Source organism: Nocardioides sp. (assembly GCF_035503875.1).
GTDB lineage: Bacteria > Actinomycetota > Actinomycetes > Propionibacteriales > Nocardioidaceae > Nocardioides.
The window spans coordinates 48,489-64,354 of sequence record NZ_DATJTA010000078.1 but is presented as its reverse complement, the minus strand read 5'-3'; the positions used below and the strand labels follow the sequence as shown (position 1 = coordinate 64,354).

Sequence of the window (15,866 nt, the reverse complement as noted above, 5' to 3'; positions counted from 1 at the left end):
CGGCGGGATCGCCCCCTCGGATGGGAGCTCCATGTCCACTCCGATCGCCCCCGACGATGCCGGGCCCGCCACCGCGACGGACCCTCGACACTCCGACGCGAACGCATCGAACTCCCGCCCCCGCGACCGGGGGCTGACCCGTCGGCAGCGCTCCGAGCGCACCGCCGAACTGCTCGATCGTGCCTGCGAGGCGGACGAGGACACCCGCCGACGGCTCCTCGAGCAGGTCGTCCTCATCAACCGCGGCGTCGCCGAGGCGGTGGCCTCGCGCTACCGCAACCGCGGCATCGCCCAGGACGACCTCGTCCAGGTCGCCTACGAGGGCCTGACGAAGGCCGTGATGCGCTTCGACCCCCACTTGCGCAACGACCTGCTGACCTACGCCGTCCCCACGATCCGCGGCGAGATCCAGCGCTACTTCCGCGACCAGGGCTGGACCGTCCGGCCCCCACGCCGGATCCAGGAGCTGCAGTGGCGCGTCAACCGCGCCCAGGAGGACCTCGCTCAGGAGCTGGGCCGCGAGCCCACCGACGCGGAGGTGATGGGCCACCTCGACATCGGGGTGGAGGAGTACCGCGAGGCCCACGAGGCGTCGGGGTGCTTCCAGCCGACCTCGCTCGACCTTCCCGTCGGCCAGGAGTCCCCGACGACGCTCGGGGCGCTGATCGCCGAGGACGACGTCGACCGCGACGCCGCCGACGCCCGGGTCACGCTCGCCCCCGTCGTACGTCGGCTCTCCGAGCGCGATCGGCGCATTCTCTACCTGCGCTTCTTCGAGGACCGCACCCAGGAGGAGATCGGTGCGGACCTCGGGGTCACCCAGATGCAGGTCTCGCGTCTGCTCTCCCGCATCCTCCAGGACATCAGGGCGGAGGTCGGCTGAGCACCGTGAACGACGACATGAGGTGGGCGGCGTACTTCGCCCAGGTCGCCGAGGATCTCCTCGCCGACCCGGGCGAGCTCACCTTCGACCGCGTCGTCCGGCGGGCCGTGGAGGTGGTGCCCCCGGCCGACCACTGCGGCATCACCCTGCGTCAGCGCCGCGGCCGGGCGGAGACCGTCGCGGCGACCGGCGACGTCGTCCTCGCTGTCGACGCCGCCCAGTACGCCCTCGGCGAGGGTCCCTGCCTCGACGCCGCGTTCGAGTCCGGGAGCTGCGTCGTCGACGACGTGCGCGCCGACGACCGCTGGCCGCGGTGGTCGCAGGTCGCAGCCGATCACGGCGTCCACGCGGCGCTGGCGATCCGGCTGCACTCCGGAGGGACGACGCTCGGCGCCCTGAACCTCTACGCGGGACGCGCCGGCGCCTTCGACCAGGACTCCGTCGACACCGCCCTGATCTTCGCCACCCACGCCGCCGAGGCGCTCAGCAAGGCGCGGCTGGTCGGCAACCTGGAGGCCGCCCTGGAGTCGCGCCACGTCATCGGGATGGCGCAGGGAGTCATCGCGGTGCGCTACGACGTGTCGTACGAGTCGGCCTTCACCGTCCTGCAGCGCTACTCCAATGACAACAACATCAAGCTGCGCGACGTCGCCCGGACGGTGCTGGAGTCGCGCGAGCTGCCCAGCGCCCCGCGCGGACCCGTCGTCGCAGACGTTGGCGACCTGGACCCGGCCTGAGTGCGACCCCGGCCGCGTTGCGACACGCGGGTAGCATCGCGCCCGTGCTGCGCGACTCCCGGCTCCGGCCCCTCCCCCTGTGGGCGGTCGCGCTGGTGCTCGCCGCCGCGCTCCTCGCCGGCTGCGGCGCCGACACGGAGCCTGACCCGATCGACACGGTCGAGGCACCCGAGAACGGCGTGTGCCGGGTGCTGTCCCCGGAGGACGTCGCCGAGCCCAGCAACGCGAGCCCGGTTGTCGACTGCGCGGAGCCGCACACGGCGCAGACCTTCGCGGTCGGCGAGCTCCCGGAGACGCACACCGACCTCGACCACGACGACCCGCGGCTCGGCTCGTTCGCCTACCGCACCTGCTCGAAGGCGTTCCGGGAGTTCATGAAGGCCGACGAGAGCACGGTCATGCGGACCATGGTGAGCTGGGCGTGGTTCCGACCCTCCCCGAAGGCCTGGGACGAGGGCGCCCGGTGGTACCGCTGCGACGTCATCGGCGGCGGCGAGCAGTCCGCGTCGTACGTCGATCTCCCGGAGGACGCCGCCGGCATGCTCGAGGGGCTCCCCGACGACACCTGGATGGCCTGCGTGGCCGGGCCGAGCGTCCCCGGCGCGCCGCGGGTCGCCTGCTCGGAGAAGCACGACTGGCGGGCGGTCACGACGATCAAGATCCCGGCCGACCAGGACGCGCCGTACCCCGGCGACCGGCTGGTCGAAGTCAAGAGCCGCGACTTCTGCTCCAGGTCGGTCGCGGCGTGGCTGAAGTACCCGGTCAAGTACGACTTCGCCTACACCTGGTTCCGCGAGGCCGAGTGGGACGCCGGCAACCGCCGCTCGGTGTGCTGGGCGAAGACCACCCAGTGAGGACGACCCCGTGAGAGCCCTGCTGGTCCCGGTGGCGATCGCGACGCTCGCGCTCGGCGCGTGCACCGGGTCCGACGAGCCGGGGGCCGACCCGTCCCCCACCCCGACGCCGACCGTGCTGCCGAGCGCGACCGAGGCGCCCGTCCCGCCCGAGGGCGTCTGCTACCGGCTGGCGTACGACGACGCCCTCGCCCCCACGAACGACCGCGAGCCGGTGGACTGCGCTCGCCGGCACACCTCGCAGACGTACGTCGTGGGGCGGCTCGACACCGTCGTCGACGGTCACCTGCTCGCCGTCGACTCGGCGCGGGTGCGCAAGCAGGTCGCGCGCGCCTGCCCGCGGGCGCTCGGCGACTTCGTCGGCGGCTCCGAGGACGACCGGCGCTTGAGCATGCTCCGCGCCGTCTGGTTCACCCCGACCGTGGAGGACTCCGACGGCGGTGCCGCGTGGTACCGCTGCGACGTCATCGCCCTCGCCGGTCCCGAGCGGCTCGCTCCGGTGACCGGCACCCTGAAGGGTGTCCTCGGCAAGCCGGAGGGCCGGGACCGGTGGGGCATGTGCGGCACCGCCGCCCCCGACGCCCGTGACTTCACCCGGGTCCCCTGCTCGGCCGACCACTCCTGGCGCGCCGTCAGCGTCGTCGACCTGCCGGCCGGGTCGTACCCCGGCCCCCGGGCCGTCCGCGACGCCGGCCAGACCCCCTGCGAGGACGCCGGCCGCGATGCCGCCGACGACCCCCTCGACTTCCGCTGGGGCTACGAGTGGCCCACCGCGAAGCAGTGGCGCGCCGGCCAGACCTACGGCCGCTGCTGGGCCCCGGCCTGACGCCGGGTCGCCGGATCGATCAGAAGCCGAGCTTGCGCAGCTGGCGGGGGTCGCGCTGCCAGTCCTTGGCGATCTTGACGTGCAGGTCGAGGTAGACGGGGGTGCCGAGGAGGGCGACGATCTGCTGGCGGGCACGGGTGCCGATGTCGCGCAGGCGGGCGCCCTTGGGGCCGATGATGATGCCCTTCTGGGAGTCGCGCTCGACGTACAGGTTGGCGTGGATGTCGAGCAGCGGCTTGTCCTCGGGGCGGTCCTCGCGCAGGCGCATCTCCTCCACGACCACCGCCACGGAGTGCGGGAGCTCGTCGCGCAGGCCCTCGAGCGCCGCCTCGCGGACCAGCTCGGCGACCAGGATCTCCTCCGGCGCGTCGGTGAGGTCGCCGTCGGGGTAGAGCTGCGGCCCCTCGGGCAGCAACCCGACCAGCAGGTCCTGCAGCAGCGACACCTGGTCGCCGGCGACGGCCGACACCGGGACGATCTCGGCCCACTCGACGCCGATCTCGCCGCCGAGCGCCTGGATGTCCAGCAGGTGCCGGCCGATCTGCTCCGGGGTCGCGAGGTCGGTCTTGGTCGCGATCGCGACCTTCCTCGTGCGCTTGATCTTGGCCATCTCGGTCGCGATGAACCGGTCCCCCGGCCCGATCTTCTCGTTCGCCGGGAAGCACACGGCCACGACGTCGACCTCGGCGAGGGTCGTCGTCACCAGGTCGTTGAGCCGCTCGCCGAGCAGGGTGCGCGGGCGGTGCAGGCCCGGGGTGTCGACCAGGATCAGCTGGGCGTCCGGGCGGTGCACGATGCCGCGTACGACGGTCCGCGTCGTCTGCGGCTTGTCGGAGGTGATCACGACCTTCTGCCCGACCAGCGCGTTGGTCAGCGTCGACTTGCCCGCGTTGGGACGGCCGACGAACGAGACGAACCCGCTGCGGTGCTCCTCGGTCCCGCTCATCCCTGCTCCCTCGCCTCGTCGTACTCCGCCCAGATCTGCTCGTCGCTCTTGCCCGCCGCCTTGCCGGCCCGCCAGATCGGTCCGGGGTCGACCGCGCGGGGCTGGCGCTGCGCGACACCGCGCCAGTAGCCCATCACGTCGTACGCCGTCGACGGGAGCTGGCGCTCGCGCATCAGGTGCTTGCGGATCGCCCGCATCTGCGCGGACTCGCCGGCCATCCAGAAGTACCCCGGGCCGTCGGGCCAGACCAGGTCCTCGACCACCTCGGCGAGGGCGCTCTGCCCGTCGCCGGGCTGGGCCAGCCAGGTCACCTCGACCCCGTCGGGCAGGTAGCCCTCGGGACGCTCGGGCACCTCGGCCCAGATCCGGGTCGGCAACGTGGTCTCGGACGCGATCCGCGACATCGCCGGCAGCGCGGTGAGGTCACCGACCAGCATCAGCCAGCCGGCGTCGCCCGGCGGTAGGAAGGAGCCCTTGGGCTCGGTGATTGTGACGGTCTCCCCCACCACGGCGTCGTCGCGCTGCGCCCACTCGGTGACCAGGCCGACGTCGTGGACCACCACGTCGAGGGTCAGCTCGCCCTCGGCCCACGACCGCACGGTGTAGTAGCGGCTCTGGAACTGCCCGGGGACGACCAGCCCGACCCACTCGTCGGCGATGCCGGTCGAGGCGAACTCCGCCAGACCGGGTCCGCCGAGCACCAGCCGCAGCAGGTGCGGCGAGAGCCGCTCCCGCCGCAGCACCTGCGCGTCGTACTGCTGGGCCCTCGTGCTCACCGGACGAGGCTACCGGTGCGCACGCCGGAACCGATAAGCCTCAGAAGTCGTGCCGGATCGGGTAGCCGCTCGTCCCGTCGTCGGCGGTCCGGGTCGCCAGCACGTGGTGCAGCTGGATCTCGTTGCGCTCGAACCCGATCCGCGACCCGGCCATGTACAGACCCCACACGCGCGCCGTGCCCTCGCCGACCTCGGCGACGCACGCGTCCCAGTTCTCCTCCAGGTTGCGGCACCACTCCCGCAGGGTCATGGCGTAGTGCGGGCGGAAGTTCTCCGCGTGCATGACCTCGAGGCCGGCGTTCTGCGCCGCGGTGACGATCGTGCCGGAGCCGGTGAGCTCCCCGTCGGGGAACGCGTAGCGGTCGATGAAGGCGCCGGTGTCGGTGGGCCGGTTGTGCGGGCGGGTGATGCAGTGGTTGAGCAGGCGCCCGCCGGGGCGCAGGCGGCTGCGCAGGAACTCGAAGTACGCCGGGTAGTTCTTCACGCCGACGTGCTCGGTCATGCCGATCGAGCTGACGGCGTCGAAGTCCTCCTCGAGCACGTCGCGGTAGTCGAGGTGACGGACCTCGGCCAGGTCGCTGAGACCGGCGTCGTCGATGGCCCGCTTGGCCCACTCCGCCTGCTCGCGCGACAGCGTGACCCCGAGGGCCTTCACGCCGTAGTGCTTCGCGGCGTGCATGACCATGCCGCCCCAGCCGCAGCCGACGTCGAGGAGCCGCTGCCCGGGCTGCAGCGCCAGCTTGCGGCAGACCAGGTCGAACTTCTCGAACTGGGCCTCCTCCAGGGTCGCGTCCTCGGTCGGGAAGACCGCGCAGGTGTAGGCCATCGACGGGCCGAGCACCATCTCGTAGAAGGCGTTGGAGACGTCGTAGTGGTGGTGGATGGCCTCCGCGTCGCGGGCCATCGAGTGCCGCAGCCCCTCCACGGCCCGGCGCCAGCGCGGCAGGTGCTCCTCCGGCGGCGGCGGGGGCGGGCGGAGCAGGTTGCCGAGACCGAGCCCGCGCACCAGGTGGAGCGCCTCCGCGGCGGTCGGCTTGCGGAAGCGCAGGTGGTTCATCAGCAGCACCATCGCGTCGTACGGGTCGCCCGGGTGCACGCCGATCAGCTCCAGGTCGCCGGCGACGTACGCGCGCGCCATGCCGAGGTCGCCCGGCGCCGTCAGCAGGTAGCGCAGCCCGCGCTCGTTGACGAGGTGCAGGCCGAACTCGGCGTCCTCCGGGCCGGCGCTGCTGCCGTCGTACGCCGTGAAGCGCACCGGCATGCCGTCGCGCAGCAGGGAGGCGACGGCCTCGCCGATGGAGATCGTGGGTCGCTGGAGGAGGGTCATCTCTTCTTCACCGCCTTGTCGTAGAGGCTCGTGAGCCGGTCATCAGGGTCGTAGCGCCGCTTCACGGCGGCGAGGTTGTCGCCGTCGTAGAGCCGGTCGAAGGTCTCGGGGTCGTAGAACGCCTCGGAGTAGAGCGACTTGTGGCCGCCCAGCTCGTGCACGCGCGTCTCGATGGCACGGTTGGTCGGGCCGTGCGGTGCCTCGGGGCCGACGTGGACGGTGCCCCAGAAGCCGACGTTGACGTACGTCGTCCCGACCGCCAGGGGGTACGACGACCACTCCTTCTCGCCGCGTAGGCGCAGCGGGCACAGCCATACCGGCCGCATCCCGACCTCGTCGTCGAACCACTCCAGGAACTCGCCCAGCCGCTCGACCGGCACCTCGATGTCCTGGATCACCCGCTCACGCTGCGGCCGGCCCGCCCGGCGGTCCAGCCGGTCGACGATGCCTAGACGGTTGTCGAGCCCGATCAGCCGGTGGTAGGCGTCCGAGCGCCGCCAGCGCCGCGGCCACACCCGCCGGACCCGGGGGTTCTGGACGCCGAACGCGCCCGAGCACCAGAACCAGTCGGTGTCCCAGCGCCACAGGTAGTCGTACATCGTGAGCAGGTCGGTCTCCCGCTCCCGGATCGAGCGGTAGTAGATCTGCTGCCCGGTGTAGTCGCTGGTCTCGCCGGGCTCGCGCTGCCAGGTGGCCAGCGTGAGGTAGTACTCCCCCGGCTCGAACGCGACCCCGTCGAGGCCGTCGACGCGGCGCCCGTCGTACTCACCGGTCTCGACGATCGCGTTGACCGCCTTGGCGAGCAGCCCGACGTCGTCGAAGCGCACGTGGCGCAGGGCGACGTACGACGGCACGGGCTCGAGCTCGATCCGCAGCCGGGTGGCGTAGCCGAGCGAGCCGTAGCTGTTGGGGAACGTGTCGAACAGCTCGTCGCCGGGCCGGGTCGTCACCACCTCGCCCGCCCCCGTGAACACGTCCATCTCGAGGACCGACTCGTGCGGCAGGCCGTTGCGGAAGCTGGTCGACTCGATGCCGAGGCCGGTGACGGCGCCGCCGAGAGTGATGGTGCGCAGCTGCGGGACGACCAGCGGGATCAGGCCGTGCGGGAGGGTCGCGTCGACGAGGTCCTCGTAGGTGCACATGCCCTGGACCTCGGCCGTGCGGGTCTCCGGGTCGACCTCGATGACCCCGGTCAGGCCCGAGACGTCCAGTCCCGGAGCCGTCGTCGCGGCCCGCGGGCGGAACAGGTTGGAGGTCCTCTTGGCCAGGCGGACGGGCGATCCCGACGGGATCGCGGTGTACGACGCACGCAGCCGGTCGACGGCCTGCTCGTGCGCTTCCCAAGCGCTCGCACGACTCACGTAGTGCAAGTTACTCCTGTGCGGACCGCCCGTCGTTACGGGTGGGTAACCAGGGCGCGCGGAGTGACGGCGGTCTCCTCCGCGCCGTGCCGACGAGCTCGTCAGGTCCGGGTCGTCTCGGCGACCGTGCCCCGCACGTCACCACGGTGGACCACGACGCCGCTCCCGCCCAGGTCGCGCACGGCCGCCACGTCGCCCTCGGCCACCTGCCCGGCGCCGGTGAGCAGCACCGCCGCCTCCAGGCCCGACGAGCCGGAGGCGACCGCCATCGCGACGCAGACGCCGAGCGCGCTGACCTGCAACGAGGGCAGGTCGACCGTCGCGGCGGCGTACGTGCGGCCGTCGGAGTCGCGCACGGCCGCGCCCTCGGCGGCACCCGTGCGGGCGCGGGTGGCCCGGGCCAGGGTGATGAGCTTGCGGTCCTCGGCGGACAGGGAGTCAGACATCGGCATCCTCGTTCTCGTGCTCGCGCTCGTCGGCGTCCTGGTCGACCGGCTCGGCGACCAGTGAGATCATCACGGTGCCGACCTTGTTGCGGCGTCCCGCGGTGTCCTCGGCGGTGAAGCGCAGGCCGTGCGCCTGCACCGTGGAGCCCGGGATGGGCACCAGGCCGAGGTGCTTGGCCATCAGGCCACCGACCGAGTCGACGTCCTCCTCCTCGACCGAGAAGCCGAACAGCTCGTCGAGGTCGTCGACCGGGTAGCGCGAGGAGACGCGTACGGCGCCGTCGTCCAGCCGCTCGACCTCGATCTCCTCCTCGTCGTACTCGTCAGTGATCTCGCCGACGATCTCCTCGAGCAGGTCCTCGATGGTGATGATCCCGGCGGTGCCGCCGTACTCGTCGACGACGACGGCGATGTGCTGGCGCCGCGCCTGCATCTCGCGCAGCAGCTCGTCGACCGGCTTGGACTCCGGCACCCAGTGCACGGGTCGCATGACCGACTCGATCCGCTCGGTGGTCTCGGCCTGCGGGGCCTCGAAGTCCCGGCGGACGATGTCCTTGAGGTAGGCGAAGCCGACGATGTTGTCGAGGTTCTCACCGATGACGGGGACCCGCGAGAAGCCGCTGCGCAGGAAGAGCGACATGGTCTGGCGCAGGTTCTTGTGCCGCTCGACGTAGACCACGTCGTTGCGCGGCACCATCACCTCGCGGACCGTGGTGTCGCCGAGCTCGAAGACCGAGTGGATCATCCGGCGCTCGTCGGACTCGATCAGCGCCGAGGCCTCGGCGAGGTCGACCAGTTCGCGCAGCTCGGTCTCGGTCGAGAACGGTCCCTGGCTGAACCCGCGCCCCGGCGTCAGCGCGTTGCCGATCACGATCAGCAGCCGGGGCAGCGGGCCGAGGATCCGGGTCACCAGGGTCAGCGGACCGGCCGAGAAGAGCGCCACGGTCTCGCTGTGCTGGCGGCCCAGGGTGCGCGTCGCGACGCCGATGACGACGAACGAGACCACGAGCATCACGCCGATCGCCACCAGGGTGCTGACCCAGAACTCGCCGTCCAGCGCCTCGTCGGCCAGCTGGGCGACCAGGACGGTCGCGGAGATCTCGCAGAGCAGCCGCAGCAGCAGCGCGGTGTTGAGGTAGCGGGGGGTGTCGGTCAGGAGGGCGAGCAGGCGCTTCGCACCGGGACGCCGCTCGGCCGCGAGCTCCTCGGCCCGGGCGTGGGAGAACGTGGACAGGGCGGCCTCGGCGGCCGAGAACGCACCGGCGAGTACGACGAGGGCGGCTGCTGTGACCAGCAGCCAGAGATCACCGGAGGTCACTCCGAGGCCCCCGGACTCGCGCGCCACTCGGCGAGCAGCCGGTCCTGGAGGCCGAACATCTCCGCGTGCTCCTCGGGCTCGGCGTGGTCGTAGCCGAGCAGGTGCAGGATGCCGTGGGTGGTGAGCAGCTCGATCTCGGCGAGCGTGCCGTGCCCGGCGGTCGCGCCCTGGGTGACCGCGATCGCGGGGCAGAGCACCAGGTCGCCGAGCACGCCCTCCTCGGGCTCCTCGTCGACCAGGCCGGGGCGCAGCTCGTCCATCGGGAAGGCGAGCACGTCGGTCGGCCCCTCCTTCTCCATCCAGTGCTCGTTGAGCTCGGCGATGGTGGCCTCGTCGACCGCCTTGATGCACAGCTCTGCCATCGGGTGGACCCGCATCCGGTCCATCACGAACCGGCTCAGCGACGCGAGGTGCTGTACGTCGAGGTCGTGGCCGGACTCGTCCAGCACCTCGATGCTCACGACCGGCCCCCCTGCGTCCGCTCCTGCTCGACGCGCTCCCGGGCCAGCTCGTTGCGGGCGTCGTGCTCGTCGTACGCCGCGACGATCTTGCCGACCAGCCGGTGCCGGACGACGTCGCTGCTGGTGAGCCGGTTGAACGAGATGTCGCCGACGTCGTCGAGGATGCCCTCGACCACGCGCAGGCCGGACCTCTGGCCGTTGGGCAGGTCGGTCTGGGTGACGTCCCCGGTGACCACGATCTTCGAGCCGAAGCCGAGCCGGGTCAGGAACATCTTCATCTGCTCGGGCGTGGTGTTCTGCGCCTCGTCGAGGATGATGAAGGAGTCGTTGAGCGAGCGGCCGCGCAGGAAGGCCAGCGGGGCGACCTCGATGGTGCCGGCCGCCATCAGCTTGGGGATCAGCTCCGGGTCGAGCATGTCGTGCAGCGCGTCGTACAGCGGCCGCAGGTAGGGGTCGATCTTCTCGGTCAGCGTGCCGGGCAGGAAGCCCAGCCGCTCCCCCGCCTCGACCGCCGGGCGGCTCAGGATGATCCGGTTGACCTGCTTGGACTGCAGCGCCTGGACGGCCTTCGCCACCGCGAGGTAGGTCTTGCCGGTGCCGGCCGGTCCGATGCCGAAGGTGATCGTGTGCTGGTCGATCGAGTCGACGTACCGCTTCTGGTTGAGCGTCTTCGGCCGGATGGAGCGACCGCGGTTCGACAGGATGTTCAGGCTGAGCACGTCGGCGGGGCGCTCGGTCGTCTCGGCCCGGAGCATGGTGATCACCCGCTCGACGGTCTCGGAGGTGACCCCCTGGCCGGTGCGGATGATCGCGACGAGCTCGTCGAGGAGGCGGTCGGCGAGCGCGACCTCGCCGGGCTCGCCCTGCAGCGAGATCCGGTTGCCGCGCACGTGGATCTCGGCGTCGAAGGCGCCCTCGATGATGCCGAGGTGCTCGTCGCCGGGACCGAGCAGGCTCACCATGTTGATGCTGTTCGGGACGACCACGGTGTGCCGGGTCGTGGAGCGGGGACCCTGGTGGTCCCCCTGCTGGTGGCTGTCAGTCATGGATGCCCGGATGGGCGGCCTTCCTACACGGGTCTGCGAGCGTCCTCCATGCTACGGGAGCGCCGTCGTGCCATCGAGCGAGTTGTCCCCACGGCGGGGAGCGGGCACGTACCGTGGACGCATGGTTCCTCCACAGGAGCGGGGCGGCGAGGCGTGGGACGACGAGGACCACGGTCACGACGACGACACGCCGCCGATCTGGTTCGCCGGCCAGCACCTCCCGGAGGACGCCCGGCGGATGGGCCTGAACCACACCGTCCCGGACGGCGCGCTGCTCGACTTCGCCGGCCGGCTGGACTCCACCAAGCCGCTGCACCGGATCACCGCCTGGGTGATGCTGGTCGTGTTCGGGATGCCGGTGGTCTTCTACGTGCTGCGCCTGCTGCGCGACCTGGCGGGTTAGTCCCTGCCGAACGTCGGGGACTATCCGAAGGCGACCGAGAGCATCCCGAGACACATCTCGTCGGTGGTGCCGTCGGCCCACACGACGTACTTGTCGTCGCGCTGGGTCGCGAACGCGGGCAGCCGGTCGCGGAGCTCCTGGGAGTGCGTGCAGGTGATCCGCACGGTGTCCCAGGTGTCCAGGCGGACCGGGTCGATCGGGCGGGAGCCCTGGTCGTCGAAGTCCCACATCGGGATGTCGAGGATGGTGCGCTCCTCGGGCGTGCCGGGGTTGGTCTCGATGCGCAGCTTCCGGCCGAGCAGGTGCATGTGGCCCGCGGCACCGAGGATCGTCACCGGCTCCTGGACCCGGCGTACGCACGAGGTCCGCTTCGAGGCCACCGGCTTGCCGCCGCAGAGGAAGTACAGGAGGTCGGCGGTCGAGCCCGGCCCCTGGCCGAAGCGGCTCTTCGCGTCCGCCACGGCCGCGTCACGCTCGCACAGCGGTCCGTCGGCGTGCGCGGGGCGGCAGGGCAGCTCGACCGGCGCGGGCATCAGGAAGGTGTGCAGCGCGGTCAGGTCCCGGGAGCGGGGCATGGTCCGGATCTGGGTGGCCGAGACGTCGGGCGCCGTCCCGGCGAGCAGGTTGTAGTGGACCTGCATGATGATCCGGCTGCCCTTCGGCAGGTCGGTGCCGTAGCCGTCGCGGGTGACGACCTCGTCGCCGCCGGGCGCCCAGGCACCCAGCCACGGGGCGTCGTCGAGCTGGGCGAACTCCCCCTCCAGGGCGGTGCCGCCGAAGCAGGTCCAGCCCTGGTCGTCGGGGGTCTCGGCGTCCTTGGCCTCGGCCTTCGCGACGTCCTCCGGCGGGACCCGGAACAGGATCACGTGGTGGACGACGTCGGGGTTGCCGGGCAGCACGTTGGTGCCGGTCAGCCAGGAGTCCCGCTTCAGCTGCGGGTCCAGCAGGAAGCAGCGGTAGTCGTCGGTGCCGACCCCCGTCGGGGCCGAGGGCGTGTACGCCGCCGGCATGGTCAGCGTGCGGCGGCGCTCGCCCGCGCGCAGTGGCTTCACCCTGCCGGGCTTCGGCGCCGCGTGGGCGGCGTGCGACCCGGCGGCCGCCGGGGTCTCGGCGGCCGGCTCCCCGGCGACGCCCGTGGTGTCGGCCGGGGCAGCGGGCGGGTCCTGCGACTGCGGGTCGCCGCCGCTGCTGCACGCGGTGACGGCCAACAGCAGCGCCGACGCCGCGGCAAGTGCCCGGAGGGACCTCATCCCGGCGGCCAGGTCATCGGGCGTCCGGCGAGGACGTGCAGGTGGGTGTGGAAGACGGTCTGCCCGACCCCGGCTCCCGTGTTGTAGACGAGGCGGTAGTCGTCGTACCCCTCGGCCGCGGCGACCGCGGCGGCCGCGGTGACCAGCTCGGCGCTCGCGACCGGGTCGCCCGCGGCGAGCTCCGCGGCGTTGGCGTAGTGCTCGCGCGGCACCACCAGCACGTGCGTCGGCGCCTGGCCGTTGATGTCGCGGAAGGCGACGGTGCGCTCGGTGACGTGCACGACGTCCCCCGGGATCTCGCCGGCGACGATCTTGCAGAACAGGCAGTCGTTCTCGGACACGTGGTGTTCCTCCCCCTCGGGAATGCTCGCACGGAACTCGGCTGCTGTCTCGCGGCAACCGAGACCCATCCTGGCGCGTCCCACCTCGACACGCGCACCCGATCGCCGGGCAGGTCCGACGTGTTTCCGCTCGATCGACAAGGATGGGCCCCATGACCGCACTTCCCCGCCGTACCCGCGTGGCCGCCCTCGCGCTCACCGCTGCCCTCGGCACCGTCCTCACCGGCTGCGGCTCGGACGACGGCTCCGACACCCCGGTGGCGACCGACCCCGCCGACAGCAGCACCACCCCCGCCGAGACCGAGGTGGACCCGGAGACGGGCGCGAGCGAGGACGAGGTGACGGTGCCGGTCTACTTCGTCGGCGACACCCCGCAGGGGCCACGGCTGTTCCGGGAGTTCCGCACGGTCCCGGCCGACAACCCGCTCGAGGAGGCGGCCGCGCTGATGGCCGCCGGTGACGCGCTCGACCCGGACTACCGGACGGCGTACCCCGACGGCGCCTTCGCGAGCGTCGAGTACGCCGACGGCGGGTTCCGCGTCGTCCTCCCCGACGACACGTGGACGACCACCTCCGGGCTGGACAGCTCCGAGGAGGCGCCGCTCGCCGTCCAGCAGCTGGTCTACACGCTGCAGGGCGTCCAGCAGGAGCGCGTGCCCGTCACCGTCCTCGTCGGCGACTCCCCCGTCACCCTGTTCGGCGTCGACACCGCCGCCGGCGTGCAGGCGGAGCCGCAGCTCGACGTCCTCGGCCTGGTCAGCATCACCTCGCCGGAGGAGGGCGCCACCGTCTCCGGCACGTTCACCGCCAGCGGGGTCGCCAGCTCGTTCGAGGCGACCGTCCCGTGGGAGGTCCGCCGGGGCGACGAGGTCGTCCTGGACGGCTTCGCCACCGCGGAGGGCTGGATGGACAAGCTCTACCCGTGGGAGGCCGAGGTCGACGTGTCGGACCTGGAGCCGGGCGAGTACACCTTCGTCGCCCGCACCGACGACCCGTCCGGCGGCGCCGAGGGTGCGGGGCCGCACGAGGACACCAAGACCATCACGGTCGAGTAGCACCGCCGGCCGGAGGAGGGTCGCCGCCATGAGGCTGAGCCGCCGCCGGCTGAACCGCACCCTGCTCCGACGCCAGCACCTGCTCGCCCGCACCGACGCCTCGGTCGCGGACCTGGCCGGTCACCTGATCGGGCTGCAGGCGCAGGAGAACCTCCCGCCGTACCTCTCCCTGCACGCCCGGCTGACGCGATTCGACCCCGAGGACGTCACCCGCGGCCTGACGGACCGCACCCTGGTGCGGCTGCTGACGATGCGCGGGACGATCCACCTCCTGCGCAGCGCCGACGCGCGGCCGCTGCGGGCCTGGGTCCAGCCCCGGATGGAGCAGGAGCTGCGCTCCAGCCAGAACGTCCGTGGCGCCGCGGACGTCGACCGAGCGGCCTTCGACGCGGCGCTGCGGGCCGCCCTGGCCGACGGTCCGCTCCCGCAGAAGGCCCTCGGGTCGAGGCTGGCGGAGACCTTCGCGGACCGGCCACCGACGGCCCTGGGGCAGGTCGCTCGGCTGGTCGCGCCGCTGGTCCAGGTCCCGCCTCGCGGCTGCTGGAAGCAGGCGGGCGGGGTCGTCTACCAGGACGCCGACGCCTGGCTGGCCGAGCCGGACACGGGGCCGCCCGACGTACCTGGGATCGTCCGGCGCTACCTGCGCGCCTTCGGGCCGGCGACCGCGGCCGACGTGACCGCCTGGTCGGCCATCACCCGGCTCGGGCCGGTCCTCTCCGCAATGGACGACCTGGTGCGGCACGAGGACGAGGACGGCCGCACCCTGTACGACGTCCCGGACGCGGTCCTCGCCGAGGAGGACGAGCCGGCGCCGGTGCGCCTGCTGGGCTGCTACGACAACGTCTGGCTCTCCCACGCCCGGCGCGACCGGGTCACCGAGCCGGAGAAGCGCACCGCCTGGATGGGCCTGAACGGCGGCAGCGCGAACGCGCTCCTCGTGGACGGCTGGCTCGAGGGACTGTGGCGGGCCGTGGACGGCCGCGTCGAGGTCGTCGAGACCCTGCGGCCGCTGACCAGGGCCGAGCGCGACGAGCTGGCGACCGAGTCGGCGCGCGTCGAGGAGCTCCTGGCGCGCCCTTGACACCTAGGGAGCGGTCAGGCCCAGCGCGGGGTCCGGGCGAGCAGCGCGGACACCGCGGCGAGTCCGGCGGTGGAGGTGCGCAGCACCTCGGCCCCCAGCCGCACCGACGTCGCGCCGGCGGCGACGAACGCCGCCACCTCGTCGTCGGCGAGCCCACCCTCCGGGCCGACCACGACGAGCACCGGGCCCTCGGCGGGCACCTCGAGCGAGGCCAGCGGCACGGTCGCCGCCTCGTGGAGGACGACGGCGAGCGGGGCCGCGGCCACCAGCCCCGCGACGTCGGCGGTCGAGGCCAGCGGCTCGACCTCGGGGAACCAGGACCGCCGGGCCTGCTTGGCCGCCTCGCGGGCCGTCGAGCGCCAGCGGGCGAGGGACTTCTCGGCCCGGTCGCCCTTCCACACCGCCACGCTGCGCGACGCCGCCCACGGGACGATGCGCGCGACCCCGATCTCGGTCAGCACCTCGACGGCCAGCTCGCCGCGGTCGCCCTTCGGCAGCGCCTGGACCACCGTGACGTCCGGCGTCGGCGCCGGGGCCGAGCCGACCGAGGCCACCGTCACCGAGAACACCCGCTTGCCGGTCGTCGCGACCTCGGCCACCACGGACGTGCCGTGCCCGTCGGTGAGCACCACGGACTCGCCGACCCGCAGCCGTCGTACGGCGACCGCGTGGTGCGCCTCGTCGCCCTCGACGGTCACCGACGAGCCGACGCGGACGCCGTCCAGCGACGGCACGAGATGGACCGGCAGGGACAT

At 72.6% G+C, this 15,866-nt stretch carries 18 protein-coding genes; 7 read left to right on the top strand and 11 right to left on the bottom strand.

Annotation, left to right across the window (positions count from 1 at the left end):
• The first annotated feature begins 31 nt into the window (after window positions 1–31).
• The 4 genes from VMF51_RS17860 to VMF51_RS17845 are packed head-to-tail and all read left to right on the top strand — an operon-like array spanning window position 32 to window position 3,300.
• Window positions 32–883, top strand: coding sequence for a sigma-70 family RNA polymerase sigma factor (locus VMF51_RS17860; protein WP_325475810.1), 852 nt, complete (start codon window positions 32–34; stop codon window positions 881–883).
• Between the two features lie 5 nt (window positions 884–888).
• Window positions 889–1,620 (top strand): GAF and ANTAR domain-containing protein, encoded by a 732-nt coding sequence (locus VMF51_RS17855; RefSeq protein WP_325475809.1) that lies wholly within the window; start codon window positions 889–891, stop codon window positions 1,618–1,620.
• A 44-nt stretch (window positions 1,621–1,664) separates the two neighbouring features.
• Window positions 1,665–2,474, top strand: coding sequence for a septum formation family protein (locus tag VMF51_RS17850; RefSeq protein ID WP_325475808.1), 810 nt, complete (start codon window positions 1,665–1,667; stop codon window positions 2,472–2,474).
• Window positions 2,475–2,484: 10 nt separating this feature from the next.
• Entirely contained in the window at window positions 2,485–3,300 is an 816-nt protein-coding gene (locus VMF51_RS17845) for a septum formation family protein (RefSeq protein ID WP_325475807.1), read from the top strand.
• 19 nt (window positions 3,301–3,319) lie between these two features.
• Here the strand turns inward: VMF51_RS17845 and era are convergent, their stop codons facing one another.
• The 8 genes from era to VMF51_RS17805 all read right to left on the bottom strand — a co-directional run bounded on the left by era (window position 3,320) and on the right by VMF51_RS17805 (window position 10,981).
• The gene (gene era, locus VMF51_RS17840) at window positions 3,320–4,246 is read right to left on the bottom strand and encodes a GTPase Era (RefSeq protein ID WP_325475806.1); all 927 of its coding nucleotides are present in this window, start codon (window positions 4,244–4,246) and stop codon (window positions 3,320–3,322) included.
• Window positions 4,243–5,022, bottom strand: a complete 780-nt coding sequence (locus tag VMF51_RS17835; RefSeq protein WP_325475805.1) for a siderophore-interacting protein — start codon at window positions 5,020–5,022, stop codon at window positions 4,243–4,245. Before VMF51_RS17835 ends, era begins: the two co-directional genes overlap by 4 nt.
• A gap of 40 nt (window positions 5,023–5,062) precedes the next feature.
• The gene (locus VMF51_RS17830; protein WP_325475804.1) at window positions 5,063–6,349 is read right to left on the bottom strand and encodes a cyclopropane-fatty-acyl-phospholipid synthase family protein; all 1,287 of its coding nucleotides are present in this window, start codon (window positions 6,347–6,349) and stop codon (window positions 5,063–5,065) included.
• Window positions 6,346–7,710, bottom strand: coding sequence for an FAD-binding oxidoreductase (locus tag VMF51_RS17825; protein WP_325475803.1), 1,365 nt, complete (start codon window positions 7,708–7,710; stop codon window positions 6,346–6,348). The genes VMF51_RS17830 and VMF51_RS17825 overlap by 4 nt, the downstream gene beginning before the upstream one ends.
• A gap of 101 nt (window positions 7,711–7,811) precedes the next feature.
• Window positions 7,812–8,156: a cytidine deaminase gene (locus VMF51_RS17820; RefSeq protein ID WP_325475802.1), complete on the bottom strand. Its 345-nt coding sequence runs from the start codon at window positions 8,154–8,156 to the stop codon at window positions 7,812–7,814.
• Window positions 8,149–9,474 (bottom strand): hemolysin family protein, encoded by a 1,326-nt coding sequence (locus tag VMF51_RS17815; RefSeq protein ID WP_325475801.1) that lies wholly within the window; start codon window positions 9,472–9,474, stop codon window positions 8,149–8,151. The genes VMF51_RS17820 and VMF51_RS17815 overlap by 8 nt, the downstream gene beginning before the upstream one ends.
• The gene (gene ybeY / locus VMF51_RS17810; RefSeq protein ID WP_325475800.1) at window positions 9,471–9,935 is read right to left on the bottom strand and encodes an rRNA maturation RNase YbeY; all 465 of its coding nucleotides are present in this window, start codon (window positions 9,933–9,935) and stop codon (window positions 9,471–9,473) included. The genes VMF51_RS17815 and ybeY overlap by 4 nt, the downstream gene beginning before the upstream one ends.
• A complete protein-coding gene (locus tag VMF51_RS17805; protein ID WP_325475799.1) occupies window positions 9,932–10,981 on the bottom strand; it encodes a PhoH family protein in 1,050 nt (349 codons plus the stop codon). Before VMF51_RS17805 ends, ybeY begins: the two co-directional genes overlap by 4 nt.
• Window positions 10,982–11,102: 121 nt before the next feature.
• Here VMF51_RS17805 and VMF51_RS17800 point away from each other — a divergent pair, with 121 nt between their 5' ends.
• Window positions 11,103–11,384 carry a hypothetical protein gene (locus tag VMF51_RS17800; RefSeq protein ID WP_325475798.1) on the top strand — a complete coding sequence of 94 codons (282 nt, stop codon included), beginning with the start codon at window positions 11,103–11,105 and terminating at the stop codon, window positions 11,382–11,384.
• Window positions 11,385–11,404: 20 nt separating this feature from the next.
• Here the strand turns inward: VMF51_RS17800 and VMF51_RS17795 are convergent, their stop codons facing one another.
• Together VMF51_RS17795 and VMF51_RS17790 are read right to left on the bottom strand one after the other, a co-directional pair.
• Entirely contained in the window at window positions 11,405–12,634 is a 1,230-nt protein-coding gene (locus VMF51_RS17795) for a hypothetical protein (protein ID WP_325475797.1), read from the bottom strand.
• Window positions 12,631–12,975 carry an HIT domain-containing protein gene (locus tag VMF51_RS17790; protein WP_325475796.1) on the bottom strand — a complete coding sequence of 115 codons (345 nt, stop codon included), beginning with the start codon at window positions 12,973–12,975 and terminating at the stop codon, window positions 12,631–12,633. Before VMF51_RS17790 ends, VMF51_RS17795 begins: the two co-directional genes overlap by 4 nt.
• 152 nt (window positions 12,976–13,127) lie before the next feature.
• Between VMF51_RS17790 and VMF51_RS17785 the strand changes: the two genes are divergently transcribed.
• Both VMF51_RS17785 and VMF51_RS17780 read left to right on the top strand, forming a co-directional pair.
• On the top strand, window positions 13,128–14,030 hold the full coding sequence (locus VMF51_RS17785; protein WP_325475795.1) for a Gmad2 immunoglobulin-like domain-containing protein: 903 nt from the start codon (window positions 13,128–13,130) through the stop codon (window positions 14,028–14,030).
• Window positions 14,031–14,058: 28 nt separating this feature from the next.
• The gene (locus VMF51_RS17780; protein WP_325475794.1) at window positions 14,059–15,111 is read left to right on the top strand and encodes a winged helix DNA-binding domain-containing protein; all 1,053 of its coding nucleotides are present in this window, start codon (window positions 14,059–14,061) and stop codon (window positions 15,109–15,111) included.
• A 14-nt stretch (window positions 15,112–15,125) separates the two neighbouring features.
• Here the strand turns inward: VMF51_RS17780 and VMF51_RS17775 are convergent, their stop codons facing one another.
• A complete protein-coding gene (locus VMF51_RS17775) occupies window positions 15,126–15,866 on the bottom strand; it encodes a 16S rRNA (uracil(1498)-N(3))-methyltransferase (protein WP_325475793.1) in 741 nt (246 codons plus the stop codon).

Excerpts from the sequence above, each read along its gene's own strand:
- VMF51_RS17795 (WP_325475797.1), bottom strand. The coding sequence starts at position 12,634 with ATGAGGTCCCTCCGGGCACTTGCCGCGGCGTCGGCGCTGCTGTTGGCC.
- VMF51_RS17820 (WP_325475802.1), bottom strand. The coding sequence starts at position 8,156 with ATGTCTGACTCCCTGTCCGCCGAGGACCGCAAGCTCATCACCCTGGCC.
- VMF51_RS17830 (WP_325475804.1), bottom strand. The coding sequence starts at position 6,349 with ATGACCCTCCTCCAGCGACCCACGATCTCCATCGGCGAGGCCGTCGCC.
- VMF51_RS17800 (WP_325475798.1), top strand. The coding sequence starts at position 11,103 with ATGGTTCCTCCACAGGAGCGGGGCGGCGAGGCGTGGGACGACGAGGAC.
- VMF51_RS17785 (WP_325475795.1), top strand. The coding sequence starts at position 13,128 with ATGACCGCACTTCCCCGCCGTACCCGCGTGGCCGCCCTCGCGCTCACC.
- VMF51_RS17775 (WP_325475793.1), bottom strand. The coding sequence starts at position 15,866 with ATGTCCCTGCCGGTCCATCTCGTGCCGTCGCTGGACGGCGTCCGCGTC.
- VMF51_RS17805 (WP_325475799.1), bottom strand. The coding sequence starts at position 10,981 with ATGACTGACAGCCACCAGCAGGGGGACCACCAGGGTCCCCGCTCCACG.
- VMF51_RS17780 (WP_325475794.1), top strand. The coding sequence starts at position 14,059 with ATGAGGCTGAGCCGCCGCCGGCTGAACCGCACCCTGCTCCGACGCCAG.
- VMF51_RS17860 (WP_325475810.1), top strand. The coding sequence starts at position 32 with ATGTCCACTCCGATCGCCCCCGACGATGCCGGGCCCGCCACCGCGACG.
- era (WP_325475806.1), bottom strand. The coding sequence starts at position 4,246 with ATGAGCGGGACCGAGGAGCACCGCAGCGGGTTCGTCTCGTTCGTCGGC.